The sequence below is a fragment of the Escherichia sp. 93.0816 genome, from assembly GCF_013368855.2.
Classification (GTDB): Bacteria; Pseudomonadota; Gammaproteobacteria; order Enterobacterales; family Enterobacteriaceae; genus Escherichia; species Escherichia ruysiae.
The window spans coordinates 196107-216266 of sequence record NZ_JABWNC020000001.1 but is presented as its reverse complement, the minus strand read 5'-3'; the positions used below and the strand labels follow the sequence as shown (position 1 = coordinate 216266).

The following is a 20160-nucleotide window of genomic DNA, read 5'->3' as shown; positions in this document are numbered from 1 at the left end:
ATTGAAGATGAAATTCAATAATGTCCCATGGTGCTCAATTAATTATATAACTGCAGAGAAAACTGATAGCCCATTGATGATGACATTAGCTCAGACTAAGAAGACTGACAACGGGGGCGAACATGAACAGCAACGCCTGACATAGGTAAATCTCAAAAGCGAATCATATAATACTTACTCCATCACTTAGAGACATTACATAATCATATTCATACCACTATATAATCCCCAAATAACAACAACAATTCATTGATTGCATTAATATCAGCATATTCCGTTGTTCAGGAATAAAACCTTTTATTTAACAAACAAAGAGAGTTCAATGATGAGTAAAATTACAGGCGTATTAGTTGATAGCCATATCTATGATATTAAAAATGATATGGAGAGTGGTTACTGTTTCCCTAACAGTTTGTTCCCAGGAGCCACCTTCAAGATGGTCATTGATAATGACCCTGCAAATAATGACAAGGTGAAATGGAGCTGTAGCACTAATGCAGATGATGATATCCTGGCTATTAGTCAAGATGGCACAGTGACCTTTCCTGACGTAGATGAAACGTGCATTGGGAAAATTTTTGTTATTTTCGCCACTGATAAAATAACGAATAAATCTGCTGGTATTTATATCTTTATCGTGAAACGTTTTTTTAAATACAGCGATGAAACTTATCATTCAGTTAAAGACATTTCACCGTGGATTGAAAGCATTGGCGGAGAATTTCCAGCACCGATTGATGTCGATAGTGACGCTTATTGTATTGATGAAACCCATATTATCAATCGAAAAGTTAACGCAGGGCTTTACCAGGAATGGGGCAACGTGGGTCATGGTGGATGGAAAGTAAACACAACGATCCACGATGATTGTTGTATTTACACTTTTGATAAAGAAAATAACCTTTATTATTGGCTGGAGAATTTTGGATTCGTACAGATTACAACTCACTTATTTACCGCTCAGGCAGTTGCATTCTACGGTGAATCCCTCGGTCGTTAGAGCTTTTTTGCCCACTGTCATTTGATTATAGCAGAGTAGACATTCACTGAAATCATAAAAACTTAACTTAAGCAAAACCACCCGTTTATCGGGTGGTTCTCATTTTTATCCACTATGTGCATGAAGCTTAAAAAGCACACGGACTTAAAAATTCATTTTTATACTGCTATAAGCAATTAATTCCCGACACTAATAATTACAGCCCATATCCTCCCATGTACCGCCTCGCTTCATCACAAAACGCTGGCGGTATTTATCACCCGCTACTTTATTGCACCCGTTCAGAACGCAAATGCGGCAATACTCGCCTCCACTTATCATCCTGCCACGGCTGAATTTTTACATATGCCGTTTCTCTGGCGAGGATTGCTCGCGCTCTGTTGAGTATCCGGGGATATTCTTGTTCGATTGAAGTGAAGCGACCGGCCTCACGATGCTCTGCTACCTAAAGAAGTGGAGTAACATTCTGGCAGGCGATTAACATCATATCCCCTGCTCGCCATAACCAAGCAAGTGTGCAAAGTTCGTTATCAGTGAATTGTTTTGTGAGCGGGGATTGTTGAACTTCTCGATCGAGAATATCCAGCACCCAGCGACGAAATTCTTTAGCTAAAGGAGTGCGGGCGAACATAGCGATCAAATGGGCACCACGGAGGGAGAAAATGCGTATTGTTTTCTGGTAGTTCCCTGAGACACTCAAATTGAGGGTCTCAGTCATATCTGCCCTAAATTCATCGGAATTTCGATCGTAGATCTGAGTTACGGCATCAGATTTTTTATATCCGAGAGCTTGAGCAATCTCAACGGCAGTAAGCCAGATACTGACGCCCTTCTAAGAGTCAAGACGTTATCGGGATACTGTTAACATGCCTGTTTTGATTTCGTAGTAATGTATAAACTTCGCGTGAGATATAGCGTTTCAGACAGCGTATTGCTTCCATTTTTGTATGTCCTTCGGCTACTCGCCTGGCGACATATTCCTTCGTTTTATCGTCAGTTCGTAAACGTCCGATAGCGATGATGTGAAGTGTACTATTTGCAGCACGATCCCCACCCCGATTAAGTCGGTAACGGTTCGTTTTTCCCGAAGATACAGGAACCGGGCTGACACCACACAGCGCCGCAAAACCTGATTCGGTTCTTAACCGTTGGGGATTGTCTCCGGCAGTGATCAGCAACTGCGAAGCGCTTTCGTATCCAACAGCATTACGTTTAATCAGTTCAGGTGCCAGCTCATCGACAATTGCCGCAATCATGACATCCAGGTCGGCGATTTCATCATGTAACTCGAGATAGCGTCGGGCAAGGGATTTCAATGCAATACGATAAACGTTGGTAACATTATGGTATTCACTGGCATCAGGCCTCCAGGCTCCCAGAGTCCTGATGAGCTGCATACGTGTCATATTTCTGAGTTGTTCGCGTAATTCATCCGGTGCAGAGATAATATTGGAATGGATAATCTGGAGAGAGACTATGCGGGCTGATATTGCTGTTTTGCGGCAAGTTTTTAGCACCCGCAGGGATTCAATCATACCATCGCGCGTTTTGGGAGTAACTGTTCTTATTCCGGAGAATGCTGAATGTGCAGCACACTCAGCATCAATCGTGTCACTTTTTCCCCGCTTGCGTCGCTCCATTCGATCTGGTGCTGTCACTTCAAGAACTTCCACCCCTGCATTCTGAAAATAACGAAGCAACCCGGAACCATAGGTACCTGTACACTCAACTCTAATTCGCTTTAATGTCCCAAATGAGACCATCCATGCCAGAATCTGCCGGTAACCTTGTCGTGTTGTGGAGAAATACCGGGTCCCAGGGACTTTATTGTTCTCATCTACGACAGCGGCAACGTGCAGATCTTTATGTGTATCCACGCCACCCACAACAGCGGCTTCGGTATCTTTATCAGCCATGACAGAGCTCCTGTGAGGAAACAGAGTTGAATCTCCAGACAGATAACCCGGACAGGACAGTAACGAGACAAGCCGTCAGGCCCTTCTTGAGTCACGCGCACCGGTGAGGAGACACCTCGCATGAAGGCTCTTCCGGCAACCGACAGGTACAGGGCAGGACACAAAGGGTCGATCGCTGTGTGATTCAGGATGCGGGAAGGTCTTCACTGCATCAGTAATCACACCAATCTGGTTAAACAGCAAACAGAGTGATGATAAAAACTGATACCGGCATTATTACTGTCGCTATGGAACATCACCCCGCCGGTATTTCGATTTGTTCTGGTGTCATCGGAGAGGCTTTTGGTGTTTTGCCCTGACGCTCATCACGCAGTTGTTTGACCCATCTTGTCATTGTGGAAAGGCCGACATCCATAGCTTTGGCGGCATCTGCCACCGTGTAGTTCTGGTCAACAACCAGTTGAGCGGATTCGCGTTTAAACTCTGCGCTGAAATTTCTTTTTTTCATTGGAGCACCTGTGTTGTTCTGAGGTGAGCATATCACCTCTGTTCAGGTGGCTAAATTCAGTGTGCCACTTCAGCTCTGAATATTACCCTTCGTGAAGTTATATCTCAGTGCAGGTATCCTGTTGTTAGTAAATACCAGGTCCATTACCGTCACACTACCTCTCAAGCAAACAGAGGAGACCAGGTTTCTGCAAACACTCTGACAACGGCTTTTAAAAAGGCCAGGGAAAAATGTGGCATAAAATGGGAGCCAGGAACAGCGCCCACATTTCATGAGCAGCGATCTCTGTCAGAACGGTTATATCGGGAACAGGGTCTGGATACGCAAAAGTTGTTAGGTCATAAATCCAGAAAAATGACCGGCCGATACAATGATGATCGTGGTAAAGACTGGGTTATCGTAGATATCAAAACAGCATAGAAAATAGCCAGTTTTGGGGAAGGGTTTTGGGGAAGGGTTTTGGGGAAGATTTTACACCATCATAAAACAACGGGCGTGTTATACGCCCGTTATAATATTTAACACATGTAGTGATTACATGTTTTTGATGATCGCATCACCAAACTCTGAACATTTCAGCAGTTTAGCGCCTTCCATCAGACGTTCGAAGTCATAGGTTACAGTCTTGGCGTTGATTGCGCCTTCCATACCTTTAACAATCAGGTCTGCGGCTTCAGTCCAGCCCATATGGCGCAGCATCATCTCAGCGGAGAGGATGATAGAGCCTGGGTTAACCTTGTCCTGACCGGCGTATTTCGGCGCAGTACCGTGGGTGGCTTCAAACAGGGCACATTCGTCACCGATGTTTGCGCCAGGGGCGATACCGATACCGCCAACCTGCGCTGCCAGGGCGTCGGAGATGTAGTCACCGTTCAGGTTCATACAGGCGATAACGTCGTATTCAGCCGGACGCAGCAGGATCTGTTGCAGGAATGCATCAGCAATCACGTCTTTAATGACGATCTCTTTGCCGGTATTCGGGTTTTTAACTTTCAGCCACGGGCCACCGTCGATCAGTTCACCGCCAAACTCTTCACGCGCCAGCTGGTAGCCCCAGTCTTTAAACGCGCCTTCGGTGAACTTCATGATGTTGCCTTTGTGCACCAGAGTCACAGAGTCACGATCGTTAGCAATTGCGTATTCGATCGCTGCACGAACCAGACGTTTGGTGCCTTCTTCCGAACACGGCTTAATACCGATACCGCAATGTTCCGGGAAGCGAATTTTCTTCACGCCCATCTCTTCACGCAGGAATTTAATCACTTTCTCGGCGTCGGCAGAGTCAGCTTTCCATTCGATACCCGCATAAATGTCTTCCGAGTTTTCACGGAAGATAACCATATCGGTCAGTTCAGGGTGTTTAACCGGGCTTGGAGTGCCCTGATAGTAACGTACCGGACGCAGGCAGATGTAGAGATCCAGTTCCTGGCGCAGGGCAACGTTCAGAGAACGAATACCGCCACCAACCGGAGTGGTCAGCGGACCTTTAATGGCAACGCGATATTCACGAATCAGATCAAGGGTTTCAGCAGGCAGCCAGACATCCTGACCATAAACCTGTGTGGATTTTTCACCGGTGTAAATTTCCATCCAGGAGATTTTACGCTCGCCTTTATAGGCTTTCTCGACTGCGGCGTCGACCACTTTCAGCATGGCTGGGGTTACATCTACACCGATTCCATCACCTTCAATGTAAGGGATAATCGGATTTTCAGGAACGTTGAGTTTGCCGTTTTGCAGGGTGATCTTCTTGCCTTGTGCCGGAACAACTACTTTACTTTCCATTCACCTCTCCTTCGAGCGCTTCTGGTTTGCTCGCCTGCCACCACGTTGCACATGCGTTTGCGTCCTGCGATACGGATGCATTAGAGCAATTTTTTGTTAATGATTTGTAATTGGCTTGTCAATACTACCCTATTGTTTGCCGTCATGAAAGATGCGCGTTATTAGGCTATAATGCGGCAATTCATAATCTCTGAAAATACCATGCAAAAAACTTCTTTTAGAAATCACCAGGTTAAGCGATTCAGCTCGCAACGTTCCACCAGGCGCAAACCTGAAAACCAGCCCACGCGCGTGATCCTGTTCAATAAACCCTACGATGTTCTTCCGCAGTTCACCGATGAAGCCGGGCGTAAAACATTAAAAGAATTCATCCCGGTTCAGGGCGTTTATGCGGCAGGTCGTCTTGACCGCGATAGCGAAGGGTTACTGGTACTGACCAATAATGGCGCGTTACAGGCGCGTTTAACCCAGCCGGGAAAACGTACCGGAAAAATCTATTATGTGCAGGTGGAAGGCATTCCTACGGAAGACGCTCTTGAAGCCTTGCGCAATGGCGTAACCTTAAATGATGGACCTACCCTGCCCGCAGGTGTGGACCTGGTTGAAGAACCGGAGTGGTTATGGCCGCGTAATCCGCCAATTCGTGAACGCAAAAGTATTCCCACCAGCTGGCTGAAGATCACCTTATATGAAGGACGTAATCGCCAGGTGCGCCGCATGACCGCCCATGTTGGTTTCCCCACGCTGCGACTGATTCGCTATGCAATGGGTGATTACTCTTTGGATAATCTTGCCAACGGCGAATGGCGAGAAGCGACAGATTAAGGACGCAAAATGTTTAAACCGCACGTTACCGTTGCCTGCGTGGTGCACGCAGAAGGTAAATTTTTAGTCGTTGAAGAGACGATTAATGGTAAAGCGTTATGGAACCAACCCGCCGGGCATCTGGAAGCAGATGAAACCTTAGTGGAAGCCGCCGCCCGTGAGCTGTGGGAAGAAACCGGCATCAGCGCGCAACCGCAACACTTTATTCGTATGCATCAGTGGATTGCGCCAGATAAAACGCCGTTTTTGCGTTTCCTGTTTGCCATTGAGCTTGAGCAAATATGCCCGACCCAGCCTCATGACAGCGATATCGACTACTGCCGTTGGGTCAGCGCCGAAGAAATTTTACAGGCATCAAATCTTCGTTCGCCGCTGGTGGCGGAAAGTATTCGTTGTTATCAAAGCGGGCAACGCTATCCGCTGGAGATGATTGGCGATTTTAACTGGCCTTTTACAAAGGGTGTCATCTAAAAGGCTGCGTGATAGAATACGCCGCCTTGAAGTTCAATGTCGTGAGTAATCCAATGTCTGAAACCGCAAAAAAAGTGATCGTCGGCATGTCCGGCGGTGTCGATTCCTCCGTTTCTGCCTGGCTGTTGCAACAACAGGGATATCAGGTCGAAGGCCTGTTTATGAAGAACTGGGAAGAAGATGACGGTGAGGAATATTGCACGGCGGCAGCGGATCTGGCTGATGCCCAGGCTGTCTGCGACAAGCTCGGCATTGAACTGCACACCGTAAACTTTGCTGCCGAGTACTGGGATAACGTCTTTGAACTGTTCCTTGCCGAATATAAAGCCGGTCGCACGCCGAATCCGGATATTCTGTGCAACAAAGAGATCAAATTTAAAGCCTTCCTCGAATTTGCCGCCGAAGATTTAGGTGCCGATTATATCGCTACCGGCCATTACGTGCGTCGGGCAGATGTCGATGGCAAGAGCCGCCTGCTGCGTGGTCTGGACAGCAATAAAGACCAGAGCTACTTCCTTTATACGCTCAGCCATGAGCAGATTGCGCAAAGCCTGTTCCCGGTTGGCGAACTGGAAAAACCGCAGGTGCGTAAGATTGCAGAAGATCTTGGTCTGGTCACCGCGAAGAAAAAAGACTCTACCGGCATTTGCTTCATTGGCGAACGTAAATTCCGCGAGTTCCTGGGTCGTTATCTCCCGGCGCAACCGGGCAAAATCATTACCGTTGACGGCGATGAAATTGGCGAACACCAGGGGCTGATGTATCACACCCTCGGTCAGCGTAAAGGTCTGGGTATCGGTGGCACCAAAGAGGGCACCGAAGAACCGTGGTACGTCGTCGATAAAGACGTCGAGAACAACATTCTGGTTGTCGCACAGGGTCATGAACATCCACGTCTGATGTCTGTCGGGCTGATTGCCCAGCAGTTGCACTGGGTCGATCGTGAACCCTTCACCGGCACTATGCGTTGCACGGTGAAAACCCGCTATCGCCAGACCGACATCCCGTGCACCGTCAAGGCGCTGGACGACGATCGCATTGAAGTGATTTTCGATGAGCCGGTTGCCGCCGTGACTCCGGGTCAGTCTGCCGTCTTCTACAACGGTGAAGTGTGCCTCGGTGGCGGTATCATTGAGCAGCGTCTGCCGCTGCCGGTCTGATTATTTTCTTTACTTAAAACAAGGAAGCAGTGAACGTGGCAAAGAATTACTATGACATCACCCTCGCCCTGGCCGGTATTTGTCAGTCGGCTCGCCTGGTGCAACAACTCGCTCACCAGGGGCATTGTGATGCCGATGCGCTACACGTTTCACTCAACAGTATTATTGATATGAACCCCAGCTCCACGCTGGCGGTTTTTGGCGGTAGCGAAGCCAACCTGCGCGTCGGGCTGGAAACCCTGCTCGGCGTGCTCAATGCCAGCAGCCGTCAGGGCTTGAACGCTGAGTTAACCCGCTACACCCTTAGCCTGATGGTGCTTGAGCGTAAACTTTCATCTGCCAAAGGTGCGCTCGACACTCTGGGTAACCGGATTAACGGCCTGCAACGCCAGCTGGAACACTTCGATTTACAGTCCGAAACGCTGATGAGCGCGATGGCTGCCATCTATGTTGATGTTATCAGCCCGCTAGGCCCACGCATTCAGGTCACCGGATCCCCTGCTGTATTGCAAAGCCCGCAGGTGCAGGCGAAAGTTCGCGCAACCCTGCTGGCAGGCATTCGCGCCGCCGTGCTCTGGCACCAGGTCGGCGGTGGACGTCTGCAACTGATGTTTTCTCGTAATCGCCTGACCACTCAGGCAAAACAAATTCTTGCTCATTTAACCCCGGAGTTGTGATCTATGGAATTATCCTCACTGACCGCCGTTTCCCCTGTCGATGGACGCTACGGCGATAAAGTCAGCGCGCTGCGCGGGATTTTCAGCGAATATGGTTTGCTGAAATTCCGTGTACAAGTTGAAGTACGTTGGCTGCAAAAACTAGCCGCGCACGCAGCGATCAAGGAAGTTCCTGCTTTTGCTGCCGACGCAATCGGTTACCTTGATGCAATCGTCGCTAATTTCAGCGAAGAAGATGCTGCACGCATCAAAACCATCGAGCGTACCACTAACCACGACGTTAAAGCGGTTGAGTATTTCCTGAAAGAAAAAGTGGCAGATATCCCGGAACTGCACGCGGTATCTGAATTCATTCACTTTGCCTGTACTTCGGAAGATATCAATAACCTCTCCCACGCGTTGATGCTGAAAACCGCGCGTGATGAAGTTATCCTGCCGTACTGGCGTCAACTGATTGATGGCATTAAAGATCTCGCTATTCAGTACCGCGATATTCCGCTGCTGTCCCGTACCCACGGTCAGCCAGCCACACCGTCAACCATCGGGAAAGAGATGGCTAACGTTGCCTACCGTATGGAACGCCAGTACCGCCAGCTTAACCAGGTGGAGATCCTCGGCAAAATCAACGGTGCAGTCGGTAACTATAACGCCCACATCGCCGCTTACCCGGAAGTTGACTGGCATCAGTTCAGCGAAGAGTTCGTCACCTCGCTGGGTATTCAGTGGAACCCGTACACCACGCAGATTGAACCGCACGACTACATTGCCGAACTGTTTGATTGCGTTGCGCGCTTTAATACCATCCTGATCGACTTTGACCGTGACGTCTGGGGTTATATCGCTCTTAACCACTTCAAACAGAAAACTATCGCTGGTGAGATTGGTTCTTCCACCATGCCGCACAAGGTTAACCCGATCGACTTCGAAAACTCCGAAGGTAATCTGGGGCTTTCCAACGCGGTATTGCAGCACCTGGCAAGCAAACTGCCGGTTTCCCGCTGGCAGCGCGACCTGACTGACTCTACCGTGCTGCGTAACCTCGGTGTGGGTATTGGTTATGCACTGATTGCTTACCAGTCTACCCTCAAAGGCGTGAGCAAACTGGAAGTGAACCGTGACCATCTGCTGGATGAACTGGATCACAACTGGGAAGTGCTGGCTGAGCCGATCCAGACAGTCATGCGTCGCTATGGCATTGAAAAACCGTATGAGAAGCTGAAAGAGCTGACTCGCGGTAAGCGCGTTGACGCCGAAGGCATGAAGCAGTTTATCGACGGTCTGGCGTTGCCAGAAGAAGAGAAAGCCCGCCTGAAAGCGATGACGCCGGCAAACTATATTGGTCGCGCCATCACCATGGTTGATGAGCTGAAATAAACTCGTATCAGTGCCGGATGGCGATGCTGTCCGGCCTGCTTCTTAAGCTAATCTTTTCCTGTATTACCTCCCCTACCCGCTGGTTTAATTAATGTTTACTCCCATAAACACATAATCGCGTTACACTATTTTAATAATTAAGACAGGGAGAATAAAAATGCGCGTACTGGTTGTCGAAGACAATGCGTTGTTACGTCACCATCTTAAAGTTCAGATTCAGGACGCTGGTCATCAGGTCGATGACGCAGAAGATGCCAAAGAAGCAGATTATTATCTCAATGAACATTTACCGGATATTGCCATTGTAGATCTTGGCTTGCCTGATGAAGATGGCCTGTCTCTGATCCGCCGCTGGCGTAGCAATGATGTTTCACTACCGATTCTGGTATTAACCGCCCGTGAAAGCTGGCAGGACAAAGTCGAAGTTTTAAGTGCCGGTGCTGATGATTACGTGACCAAACCGTTTCATATTGAAGAGGTGATGGCGCGTATGCAGGCGTTGATGCGGCGTAATAGCGGTCTGGCTTCACAGGTTATTTCGCTGCCACCATTTCAGGTTGATCTCTCCCGCCGTGAATTATCCATTAACGACGAAGTGATCAAACTGACCGCGTTTGAATACACCATTATGGAAACGCTAATCCGTAATAACGGCAAAGTGGTCAGCAAAGATTCGCTGATGTTACAGCTCTACCCGGATGCCGAACTGCGGGAAAGCCATACCATTGATGTATTAATGGGCCGACTGCGTAAGAAAATTCAGACGCAATATCCGCAAGAAGTGATTACCACCGTTCGCGGCCAGGGCTATCTGTTCGAATTGCGCTGATGAAAAAATTACTGCGTCTTTTTTCCCCACTCTCGCTACGGGTACGTTTTCTGTTGGCAACGGCAGCGGTAGTGCTGGTGCTTTCGCTTGCCTACGGGATGGTCGCGCTGATCGGTTATAGCGTCAGTTTCGATAAAACCACGTTTCGGCTGTTACGTGGCGAGAGCAACCTGTTCTATACCCTCGCGAAGTGGGAAAACAACAAATTGCATGTCGAATTGCCAGAAAATATCGACAAGCAAAGCCCTACTATGACACTGATCTATGATGAGAACGGGCAGCTTTTATGGGCGCAACGTGACGTTCCCTGGCTGATGAAAATGATCCAGCCTGACTGGCTGAAATCTAATGGCTTCCATGAAATAGAAGCGGATGTTAACGATACCAGCATCTTGCTGAGTGAAGATCATTCTATACAGCAACAGTTGCAGGAGGTACGGGAAGATGACGACGACGCTGAGATGACTCACTCGGTGGCGGTAAACATCTACCCGGCAACGTCGCAGATGCCGAAGTTAACCATTGTGGTGGTTGATACCATCCCTGTAGAGCTTAAAAGTTCCTATATGGTGTGGAGCTGGTTTGTCTATGTGCTCTCAGCCAACCTGCTGTTAGTGATCCCTCTGTTATGGGTCGCCGCATGGTGGAGTTTACGCCCTATCGAAGCCCTGGCAAAAGAAGTCCGCGAACTGGAGGAGCACAACCGGGAACTGCTCAACCCCACCACCACGAGGGAACTTACCAGCCTGGTACGTAACCTGAACCGACTGTTAAAAAGTGAGCGTGAACGTTACGACAAATACCGCACCACGCTCACCGACCTGACGCACAGTCTGAAAACACCGCTGGCGGTGCTGCAAAGTACGCTACGTTCTATGCGTAGTGAGAAGATGAGCGTCAGCGAAGCAGAGCCGGTAATGCTGGAACAAATCAGCCGCATCTCGCAGCAAATTGGCTATTACCTGCATCGCGCCAGTATGCGCGGTGGAACATTACTTAGCCGCGAGTTGCATCCTGTCGCCCCACTGCTGGACAATCTCACCTCGGCACTGAACAAAGTTTATCAGCGTAAAGGGGTTAATATTTCCCTCGATATCTCGCCAGAAATCAGCTTTGTGGGAGAGCAGAATGATTTTGTCGAAGTGATGGGCAACGTACTGGATAACGCCTGCAAATACTGTCTTGAGTTTGTCGAAATTTCAGCCAGACAAACCGATGATCATCTCTATATTGTGGTCGAGGATGATGGCCCTGGTATTCCGAAAAGCAAGCGTGAAGTGGTCTTCGACCGTGGTCAACGGGTTGATACCTTGCGTCCCGGACAAGGTGTTGGTCTGGCAGTCGCACGTGAAATTACCGAGCAATACGACGGAAAAATCATCGCCGGAGAGAGTATGCTCGGCGGTGCACGAATGGAAGTGATTTTTGGTCGCCAGCATTCTTCGCCAAAGAGTGAATAAATATGCCCTTTCTTCACGCATTACGTTAAGCATCCGTTATAATCGGTTGCAGATACCCGCCTATGGACGCTTAACATGGAATACCAACTTACCCTTAACTGGCCCGATTTTCTTGAACGCCACTGGCAGAAACGTCCGGTAGTGTTAAAACGCGGCTTTAATAATTTTATTGATCCGATCTCTCCAGACGAGTTGGCGGGTCTGGCGATGGAAAGTGAAGTCGACAGTCGACTGGTCAGTCACCAGGATGGCAAATGGCAGGTCAGCCACGGCCCGTTCGAAAGCTACGATCATCTCGGCGAAACCAACTGGTCATTGCTGGTGCAGGCAGTGAACCACTGGCATGAACCAACCGCCGCGCTGATGCGTCCGTTCCGTGAATTACCGGACTGGCGCATTGACGATCTGATGATCTCATTTTCCGTACCTGGTGGTGGCGTCGGCCCGCATCTCGATCAGTACGACGTGTTTATTATCCAGGGCACCGGTCGTCGTCGCTGGCGGGTCGGCGAAAAGCTGCAAATGAAACAGCATTGTCCGCACCCGGATCTGTTACAGGTCGATCCGTTTGAAGCAATTATCGACGAAGAACTGGAGCCGGGCGATATTCTTTATATTCCACCGGGATTCCCGCACGAAGGCTACGCGCTGGAAAATGCGATGAACTACTCTGTCGGTTTTCGTGCGCCCAATACGCGGGAGCTGATCAGCGGTTTTGCCGATTATGTTCTGCAACGTGAGCTGGGCGGTAATTATTACAGCGATCCGGATATCCCTCCTCGCGCCCATCCGGCTGATGTTCTGCCGCAGGAGATGGATAAACTGCGTGAGATGATGCTCGAATTGATCAACCAGCCGGAACACTTTAAACAGTGGTTTGGCGAGTTTATTTCCCAGTCACGTCATGAACTGGATATCGCGCCGCCAGAGCCGCCTTATCAACCGGATGAAATCTACGATGCGCTGAAACAAGGTGATGTACTGGTACGTCTGGGTGGTCTGCGCGTGTTGCGCATTGGTGATGATGTATACGCCAATGGCGAAAAGATCGATTCTCCGCACCGTCCGGCGCTGGATGCGCTCGCCAGCAATATTGTGCTGACCGCCGAGAATTTTGGCGATGCGCTGGAAGATCCGTCATTCCTCGCGATGCTCGCGGCGCTGGTCAATAGCGGGTATTGGTTCTTCGAAGGGTAAGTTTGAATGTAAGCCGGATGCGACATCACATGCCGCATCCCTTTTCGCTTACTTCCGTTGCGCCGTTAACTCGGCAATACGCACGATCACCTGCACCGCTTTTTCCATTCCTTCCAGGGTCACAAATTCATGTTTACCATGATAGTTGTAACCACCAGTGAACAGGTTCGGGCACGGTAATCCCATAAACGACAACTGCGCACCGTCGGTGCCGCCACGGATCGGTTTCAGATCCGGTTCAATATCACAATCACGCATCGCCTGCTGGGCGATATCGAGAATATGCGGATGATCCACAATTTTCTCGCGCATGTTGTAGTAACTGTCTTCAATCACCAGTTCAATGTAGCAGTCAGGGTGCAGCCCTTTGCCCACTTTCTTGGCAATTTCCATCATTTTACGTTTGCGTGCTTCAAACTGTTTACGGTCGAAATCACGAATGATGTAGTGCATATCGGCACGCTCAACGGTGCCTTTCATGCTCGTCAGGTGATAAAAACCTTCATAACCTTCGGTAGTTTCCGGGCTTTCATCCGCCGGAACTTCTGCATGAATACGTGCGGCCAGCGATAGCGCGTTAACCATCACGCCTTTTGCCGAGCCTGGGTGAACGTTGTTACCGACAATTTTGATATTCACCGATGCGGCGTTGAAGTTTTCAAACTCAAGTTCGCCTACGCCACCGCCATCGACGGTGTAAGCCCAACGGGCATCAAAGGCGTCAACATCAAAGTGTTTCGCCCCTTTCCCCACTTCTTCATCTGGCGTAAAGGCGACGCGAATATCACCATGCGGAATGTTTTTCTGTTGTAGTACCGCCAGCGCGGTCATGATTTCTGCAATACCTGCTTTGTCATCGGCACCTAACAAGGTTTTACCATCGGTGGTAATCAGCGTCTGACCCAGAAGCTGATGCAGAACCGGGAACATAACCGGTGATAAAACTTCATCACCAATACCCAGCGCGATGTCACCACCACGATAGTTTTCGACAATTTGCGGATTTACATTTTTACCGCTGCAATCCGGAGAGGTATCCACATGAGAAATAAAACCAATCGCCGGGATATCGCCAGGAACGTTAGCCGGTAACGTCGCCATTAGCGTTCCTTTCTCACTTAAGGTCACATTGATAAGCCCCATCTCTTCGAGCTGATCTTTCAACAAATGCAATAACTTCCACTGACCTTCCGTGCTGGGAACCTGTCTCACTCCCGCTTTTGATTGGGTATCCAGAGACACGTAGTTCAAAAAACGCTCAAGTAGTTTATCCATGTAGTCACCCTCACTTTTCGTGACAACATTATTAAGAAGCAAGAAAAGACAAATATTGCGTCAGGTCACTTTTACCCCTGCAAGCGGGAATATTTATCAACATTACCTTAATCAATATAAAGCTAAGCCAGTAATTCACAACAAGGATTGGCGATTCCGATGGTTTGCCGTAGAATTACCGCCCTCATTAAGAGTCACCAAGGTGGTTAACCACAAACCCCGCATCGGTAAGCCATCCGTTGCGTTTACATGGGACAGAGTAAAAAATTGAATAAACAACCGAGTTCGCTTTCACCGCTGGTGCAATTGGCGGGAATTCGCAAATGCTTTGATGGTAAAGAAGTCATTCCCCAGCTTGATCTGACTATCAACAATGGCGAGTTCCTCACGCTGCTTGGCCCTTCTGGCTGCGGTAAAACAACCGTTCTTCGCCTGATTGCGGGTCTGGAAACTGTTGATTCCGGGCGCATCATGCTGGATAACGAGGACATCACCCACGTTCCGGCGGAAAACCGCTATGTGAACACCGTTTTCCAAAGCTACGCGTTATTCCCCCACATGACCGTATTCGAAAATGTGGCCTTTGGCTTGCGTATGCAAAAAACCCCCGCTGCTGAAATTACGCCTCGCGTGATGGAAGCCCTGCGGATGGTACAACTGGAAACCTTCGCTCAACGCAAACCGCATCAACTCTCTGGCGGTCAGCAGCAACGCGTGGCCATTGCCCGCGCGGTGGTTAACAAACCTCGTCTGTTGTTGCTTGATGAATCGCTTTCCGCGCTGGATTACAAACTGCGCAAACAGATGCAGAACGAGTTAAAAGCGTTACAGCGAAAACTTGGCATTACTTTCGTCTTCGTTACCCACGACCAGGAAGAGGCACTCACTATGTCTGACCGGATTGTGGTGATGCGCGATGGTCGCATTGAACAAGACGGCACACCACGTGAAATCTACGAAGAGCCCAAAAACCTGTTCGTTGCCGGGTTCATTGGCGAAATCAATATGTTTAACGCCACGGTGATCGAACGTCTCGACGAGCAACGCGTACGCGCCAACGTTGAAGGCCGCGAGTGTAATATTTACGTTAACTTCGCCGTTGAACCAGGGCAAAAACTACATGTTCTGTTACGCCCGGAAGACTTACGCGTTGACGAAATCAACGATGATAACCACGTCGAAGGTCTGATTGGTTACGTTCGCGAACGCAACTACAAAGGCATGACGCTGGAGTCAGTTGTCGAACTGGAAAATGGCAAGATGGTGATGGTCAGCGAATTCTTTAATGAAGACGATCCTGACTTTGACCACTCTCTCGACCAGAAAATGGCCATTAATTGGGTAGAAAGCTGGGAGGTCGTACTGGCTGATGAAGAACACAAGTAAGTTCCAGAATGTAGTGATTGTCACTATTGTCGGTTGGCTTGTGTTGTTTGTCTTTCTGCCCAACCTGATGATCATTGGCACCAGCTTTTTGACCCGCGACGACGCCAGTTTCGTCAAAATGGTCTTTACGCTGGATAACTACACACGTCTGCTCGATCCGCTCTATTTTGAAGTGCTATTGCACTCGCTGAATATGGCGCTGATCGCCACTCTCGCTTGCCTGGTGCTGGGTTACCCGTTTGCCTGGTTTCTGGCAAAACTACCGCATAAAGTGCGACCGCTGCTGCTGTTTCTGCTGATTGTTCCATTCTGGACAAACTCGCTGATTCGTATCTATGGGCTAAAAATTTTCCTCAGCACCAAAGGCTATCTCAACGAGTTCCTGATGTGGCTGGGCGTTATTGATACCCCAATTCGCATCATGTTCACCCCCAGCGCGGTGATTATCGGTCTGGTTTACATTCTGCTACCGTTTATGGTGATGCCACTCTATTCCAGTATTGAAAAACTGGATAAACCTTTACTGGAAGCGGCGCGCGATCTCGGTGCCAGCAAATTGCAGACTTTTATCCGTATTATTATTCCGCTGACGATGCCGGGAATTATTGCCGGATGTCTGCTGGTGATGCTGCCAGCCATGGGCTTGTTCTATGTATCCGACCTGATGGGCGGTGCGAAAAACCTGCTGATCGGTAACGTCATCAAGGTCCAGTTCCTTAATATTCGTGACTGGCCGTTTGGTGCCGCCACCAGCATTACGCTGACTATCGTAATGGGCCTGATGTTGCTGGTTTACTGGCGCGCTTCTCGTTTGCTGAATAAGAAGGTGGAACTCGAATGATCGGTCGACTGCTTCGCGGCGGTTTTATGACCGCTATCTACGCGTACCTGTATATCCCAATCATTATTTTGATTGTGAACTCCTTCAACAGCTCGCGCTTTGGCATTAACTGGCAGGGTTTTACCACCAAATGGTATAGCCTGCTGATGAACAACGACAGCTTGTTACAGGCGGCGCAACATTCACTGACGATGGCGGTGTTCTCGGCGACGTTTGCTACGCTTATCGGTTCACTGACAGCGGTTGCGCTGTACCGTTATCGCTTTCGCGGTAAGCCGTTCGTTAGCGGAATGCTGTTTGTGGTGATGATGTCGCCAGATATCGTGATGGCGATTTCTCTGCTGGTGCTGTTTATGCTGTTGGGTATTCAGCTTGGCTTCTGGTCGCTATTGTTCTCGCATATCACCTTCTGCCTGCCATTTGTGGTGGTGACGGTGTATTCGCGCCTGAAAGGTTTTGATGTGCGGATGCTGGAAGCGGCGAAAGATCTCGGCGCCAGCGAATTTACCATTCTACGGAAAATTATTTTGCCACTGGCAATGCCGGCTGTGGCGGCGGGCTGGGTGCTAAGCTTTACCCTGTCGATGGACGATGTGGTAGTTTCGTCGTTTGTCACCGGACCGAGCTATGAAATTCTGCCGTTAAAAATTTATTCGATGGTCAAAGTCGGCGTATCGCCAGAAGTTAACGCGCTGGCAACCATATTACTGGTGCTGTCGCTGGTGATGGTTATTGCCAGCCAGCTTATTGCTCGTGATAAAACGAAAAGTAACACAGGGGACGTTAAATGAAAAAATGGTCACGCCACCTGCTCGCGGCGGGTGCTCTGGCACTGGGCATGAGCGCCGCTCACGCCGATGACAACAACACGCTGTATTTCTACAACTGGACCGAGTACGTACCGCCTGGACTGCTTGAACAGTTCACCAAAGAAACCGGAATTAAGGTTATCTATTCGACTTACGAGTCGAACGAAACCATGTACGCCAAACTGAAAACGTACAAAGACGGTGCCTATGACCTGGTGGTTCCTTCAACCTATTACGTCGATAAAATGCGTAAAGAAGGGATGATCCAGAAGATCGACAAGTCGAAGTTAAGCAACTTCAGCAACCTCGATCCAGACATGCTCAACAAGCCATTTGACCCGAATAACGACTACTCCATTCCGTATATCTGGGGTGCGACGGCGATTGGCGTTAACGGTGATGCGGTGGATCCGAAATCCGTTACCAGCTGGGCCGATCTCTGGAAGTCTGAGTACAAAGGCAGCCTGCTGCTGACCGACGATGCCCGTGAAGTGTTCCAGATGGCGCTGCGTAAGCTGGGCTACTCCGGTAACACCACCGATCCGAAAGAGATTGAAGCTGCATATAACGAGCTGAAAAAACTGATGCCAAACGTCGCAGCGTTTAACTCCGATAACCCGGCTAACCCGTACATGGAAGGCGAAGTTAACCTCGGCATGATCTGGAACGGCTCTGCTTTCGTTGCGCGCCAGGCGGGTACGCCAATTGACGTGGTATGGCCGAAAGAAGGCGGCATTTTCTGGATGGATAGCCTGGCGATCCCGGCAAATGCCAAAAACAAAGAAGGCGCGCTGAAATTGATCAACTTCCTGCTGCGCCCGGATGTGGCAAAACAGGTTGCCGAAACTATCGGTTATCCAACGCCAAACCTTGCGGCGCGTAAGCTGTTAAGCCCGGAAGTGGCGAACGATAAAACGCTCTACCCGGATGCTGAAACCATTAAAAATGGTGAATGGCAGAATGACGTTGGCGCAGCCAGCAGCATTTATGAAGAGTATTATCAGAAGCTGAAAGCAGGACGTTAATTCAGCAAACGGGCGGTGGTATTACCGCCCGTTTTTTATTTAGCAAGGATGTGGCTAATGAGTCAGGACAGTAACGTTTTTTCCCGCTCTTTCGTCGGTATTGGTTTGGTACTGCTCGTTATTTCTGTTGTTATATTTTACAACCAGTTCACCTATACCAAAAATGCGATGCATACCGAAGGGGTCATTGTTGATGCCGTCTGGTACAACAATCATTCAAACGACGTCGGTGATAATGGTTCCTGGTATCCAGTGGTTGCCTTTCGCCCTACACCAAATTACACGCTAATTTTTAATTCGAGTATTGGTAGTGATTTTTATGAAGATAGCGAAGGCGACAGAGTCAATGTCTATTATCCGCATCCCGAACAAAAGCATGAGAATGATCCGCCAGGCAGCACCTCGACATTAGGTTTTATCTCCTGGGCTGCAGCGTTTGTCTTATTTTCCTGGATCTTTTACTACACGACACGTTTTATTTATGCGTTAAAATTTGCAGTGGCCATGACTGTCGCCAATATGGGCTATCAGGCTTTATGCCTGTATATCGATAATAGCTTTGTTATTGTTAAAATATCGCCGCTCTGGGCGGGGCTGATTGGCGTCTGTACGTTTTTTGCAGCACTGTTATGGACGAGTAAAAGTTAAAAGAGGCCGGTAAAGTGCGCGTGTATTATGCCGGATGCGGCGCGAACGCCTTATCCGGCCTACAAAACCCGCAAATTCAATTAATTGCGCCCCATCGTAGGCCTGATAAGCGTAGCGCATCAGGCAATGCTGCCTGCTTTATAAGCCCTTCAGCAACTTTTCAACAAACTCTGGCACTACCTGGCTTGCCGGGCCGTAATATTTCTCGGCAAATTCGTTACCAACCTGGCTCGGCTCAAGATTGAGTTCCACGGTGTGCGCGCCATGCAATTTTGCTTCATGAACAAAACCGGCCGCCGGATAAACATGCCCGGATGTACCAATAGCAATGAAAATATCCGCCATTGCCAGTGCCATATAAATTTCATCCATGCCGAGCGGCATTTCACCAAACCACACCACGTGCGGGCGCAGCGGAGCCGGGAACTGGCAGCAATGACATTTATCTTCTGGCGTAACATCGCCAGTCCAGTCGAGAACCTGCCCACTTTGCGAACAACGTACTTTCAGCAATTCTCCATGCATATGAATCACATTGGTATTGCCTGCGCGTTCATGCAGGTTATCGATATTCTGCGTCACCAGCAAAAAGCGGTCGCCGAGGGCGTCTTGCAGTTTAGCCAGCGCAAGATGCGCGGCGTTAGGCTGTATTTCTGGCTGCTGTAACTGTCGGCGACGAGCGTTATAAAACGCTTGCACCAGTTCAGGGTCACGATCAAAGCCCTCTGGCGTCGCAACATCTTCAACACGATGTTCTTCCCACAGGCCATCTGCGGCGCGAAAGGTACGAATACCTGATTCCGCAGAAATACCAGCCCCTGTCAGTACGAGTACTCTTGGTTTTTCCATTGCTTCCGACACCACTTTATCTCTGAAAAAAATACGCTGACGTAAACGCTCATGCAGGCGGCGTTTATTTTTACGAAAACGACTTAACCGATGACCCCGACGCGACAGCATAGCAACCTCTGTTG

Annotated in this window: 17 protein-coding genes and 4 pseudogenes; 15 read left to right on the top strand and 6 right to left on the bottom strand. The window is 49.2% G+C overall.

Translation table 11 applies throughout. The features are described from left to right. Nucleotides 1-322 precede the first annotated feature (322 nt). The gene (locus HEM79_RS01060; RefSeq protein WP_176241207.1) at nucleotides 323-1000 is read left to right on the top strand and encodes a hypothetical protein; all 678 of its coding nucleotides are present in this window, start codon (nucleotides 323-325) and stop codon (nucleotides 998-1000) included. Between the two features lie 268 nt (nucleotides 1001-1268). Here the strand turns inward: HEM79_RS01060 and HEM79_RS01055 are convergent. The 3 genes and pseudogenes from HEM79_RS01055 to HEM79_RS01045 all read right to left on the bottom strand — a co-directional run. Then, nucleotides 1269-1820 (bottom strand): annotated as a pseudogene (locus HEM79_RS01055) (P22AR C-terminal domain-containing protein). Nucleotides 1821-1839: 19 nt separating this feature from the next. Then, on the bottom strand, nucleotides 1840-2916 hold the full coding sequence (locus tag HEM79_RS01050; RefSeq protein ID WP_176241208.1) for an IS110 family transposase: 1077 nt from the start codon (nucleotides 2914-2916) through the stop codon (nucleotides 1840-1842). A 307-nt stretch (nucleotides 2917-3223) separates the two neighbouring features. After that, a pseudogene (locus tag HEM79_RS01045) lies at nucleotides 3224-3424 on the bottom strand (transposase); the annotation flags it as partial. A 72-nt stretch (nucleotides 3425-3496) separates the two neighbouring features. Between HEM79_RS01045 and HEM79_RS01040 the strand changes: the two are divergent. Continuing rightward, nucleotides 3497-3844 (top strand): annotated as a pseudogene (locus tag HEM79_RS01040) (tyrosine-type recombinase/integrase); the annotation flags it as partial. A gap of 114 nt (nucleotides 3845-3958) precedes the next feature. On the opposite strand, the gene icd reads toward HEM79_RS01040, so the two are convergent. After that, nucleotides 3959-5209 (bottom strand): NADP-dependent isocitrate dehydrogenase, encoded by a 1251-nt coding sequence (gene icd, locus HEM79_RS01035; protein WP_000444487.1) that lies wholly within the window; start codon nucleotides 5207-5209, stop codon nucleotides 3959-3961. A gap of 171 nt (nucleotides 5210-5380) precedes the next feature. On the opposite strand from icd, the gene rluE reads away from it, so the two are divergent. The 8 genes from rluE (at nucleotide 5381) to roxA (ending at nucleotide 13202) form a co-directional block, all read left to right on the top strand. Continuing rightward, entirely contained in the window at nucleotides 5381-6034 is a 654-nt protein-coding gene (gene rluE, locus HEM79_RS01030; RefSeq protein ID WP_176241209.1) for a 23S rRNA pseudouridine(2457) synthase RluE, read from the top strand. 9 nt (nucleotides 6035-6043) lie between these two features. Next, complete coding sequence (gene nudJ, locus HEM79_RS01025; RefSeq protein WP_016158089.1) at nucleotides 6044-6505, top strand: phosphatase NudJ; 462 nt, start codon at nucleotides 6044-6046, stop codon at nucleotides 6503-6505. A 53-nt stretch (nucleotides 6506-6558) separates the two neighbouring features. Then, on the top strand, nucleotides 6559-7665 hold the full coding sequence (mnmA, locus tag HEM79_RS01020; protein ID WP_001297484.1) for a tRNA 2-thiouridine(34) synthase MnmA: 1107 nt from the start codon (nucleotides 6559-6561) through the stop codon (nucleotides 7663-7665). A 35-nt stretch (nucleotides 7666-7700) separates the two neighbouring features. Next, on the top strand, nucleotides 7701-8342 hold the full coding sequence (hflD, locus tag HEM79_RS01015; RefSeq protein WP_001297479.1) for a high frequency lysogenization protein HflD: 642 nt from the start codon (nucleotides 7701-7703) through the stop codon (nucleotides 8340-8342). Between the two features lie 3 nt (nucleotides 8343-8345). Beyond that, nucleotides 8346-9716 (top strand): adenylosuccinate lyase, encoded by a 1371-nt coding sequence (gene purB, locus HEM79_RS01010; protein ID WP_000423715.1) that lies wholly within the window; start codon nucleotides 8346-8348, stop codon nucleotides 9714-9716. A gap of 157 nt (nucleotides 9717-9873) precedes the next feature. Further along, complete coding sequence (gene phoP, locus HEM79_RS01005) at nucleotides 9874-10545, top strand: two-component system response regulator PhoP (RefSeq protein ID WP_001265482.1); 672 nt, start codon at nucleotides 9874-9876, stop codon at nucleotides 10543-10545. Further along, entirely contained in the window at nucleotides 10545-12005 is a 1461-nt protein-coding gene (phoQ, locus tag HEM79_RS01000; protein ID WP_176241210.1) for a two-component system sensor histidine kinase PhoQ, read from the top strand. Before phoP ends, phoQ begins: the two co-directional genes overlap by 1 nt. A gap of 75 nt (nucleotides 12006-12080) precedes the next feature. After that, a complete protein-coding gene (gene roxA / locus HEM79_RS00995) occupies nucleotides 12081-13202 on the top strand; it encodes a [50S ribosomal protein L16]-arginine 3-hydroxylase (RefSeq protein WP_000456504.1) in 1122 nt (373 codons plus the stop codon). Between the two features lie 48 nt (nucleotides 13203-13250). Here the strand turns inward: roxA and pepT are convergent, their stop codons facing one another. Next, a complete protein-coding gene (gene pepT / locus HEM79_RS00990) occupies nucleotides 13251-14477 on the bottom strand; it encodes a peptidase T (RefSeq protein WP_000359429.1) in 1227 nt (408 codons plus the stop codon). A 249-nt stretch (nucleotides 14478-14726) separates the two neighbouring features. On the opposite strand from pepT, the gene potA reads away from it, so the two are divergent. The 5 genes and pseudogenes from potA to HEM79_RS22535 form a co-directional block, all read left to right on the top strand. Beyond that, nucleotides 14727-15863 (top strand): spermidine/putrescine ABC transporter ATP-binding protein PotA, encoded by a 1137-nt coding sequence (potA, locus tag HEM79_RS00985; protein ID WP_000531593.1) that lies wholly within the window; start codon nucleotides 14727-14729, stop codon nucleotides 15861-15863. Then, a complete protein-coding gene (potB, locus tag HEM79_RS00980) occupies nucleotides 15847-16704 on the top strand; it encodes a spermidine/putrescine ABC transporter permease PotB (protein ID WP_176241211.1) in 858 nt (285 codons plus the stop codon). The genes potA and potB overlap by 17 nt, the downstream gene beginning before the upstream one ends. Beyond that, nucleotides 16701-17495 (top strand): spermidine/putrescine ABC transporter permease PotC, encoded by a 795-nt coding sequence (potC, locus tag HEM79_RS00975; protein WP_077519400.1) that lies wholly within the window; start codon nucleotides 16701-16703, stop codon nucleotides 17493-17495. The genes potB and potC overlap by 4 nt, the downstream gene beginning before the upstream one ends. Continuing rightward, entirely contained in the window at nucleotides 17492-18538 is a 1047-nt protein-coding gene (potD, locus tag HEM79_RS00970; RefSeq protein WP_176241212.1) for a spermidine/putrescine ABC transporter substrate-binding protein PotD, read from the top strand. The genes potC and potD overlap by 4 nt, the downstream gene beginning before the upstream one ends. Before the next feature lie 351 nt (nucleotides 18539-18889). Next, a pseudogene (locus HEM79_RS22535) lies at nucleotides 18890-19186 on the top strand (DUF3592 domain-containing protein); the annotation flags it as partial. Nucleotides 19187-19324: 138 nt separating this feature from the next. Here the strand turns inward: HEM79_RS22535 and cobB are convergent. Continuing rightward, complete coding sequence (gene cobB, locus HEM79_RS00960) at nucleotides 19325-20146, bottom strand: Sir2 family NAD+-dependent deacetylase (protein WP_000952723.1); 822 nt, start codon at nucleotides 20144-20146, stop codon at nucleotides 19325-19327. Nucleotides 20147-20160 lie beyond the last annotated feature (14 nt).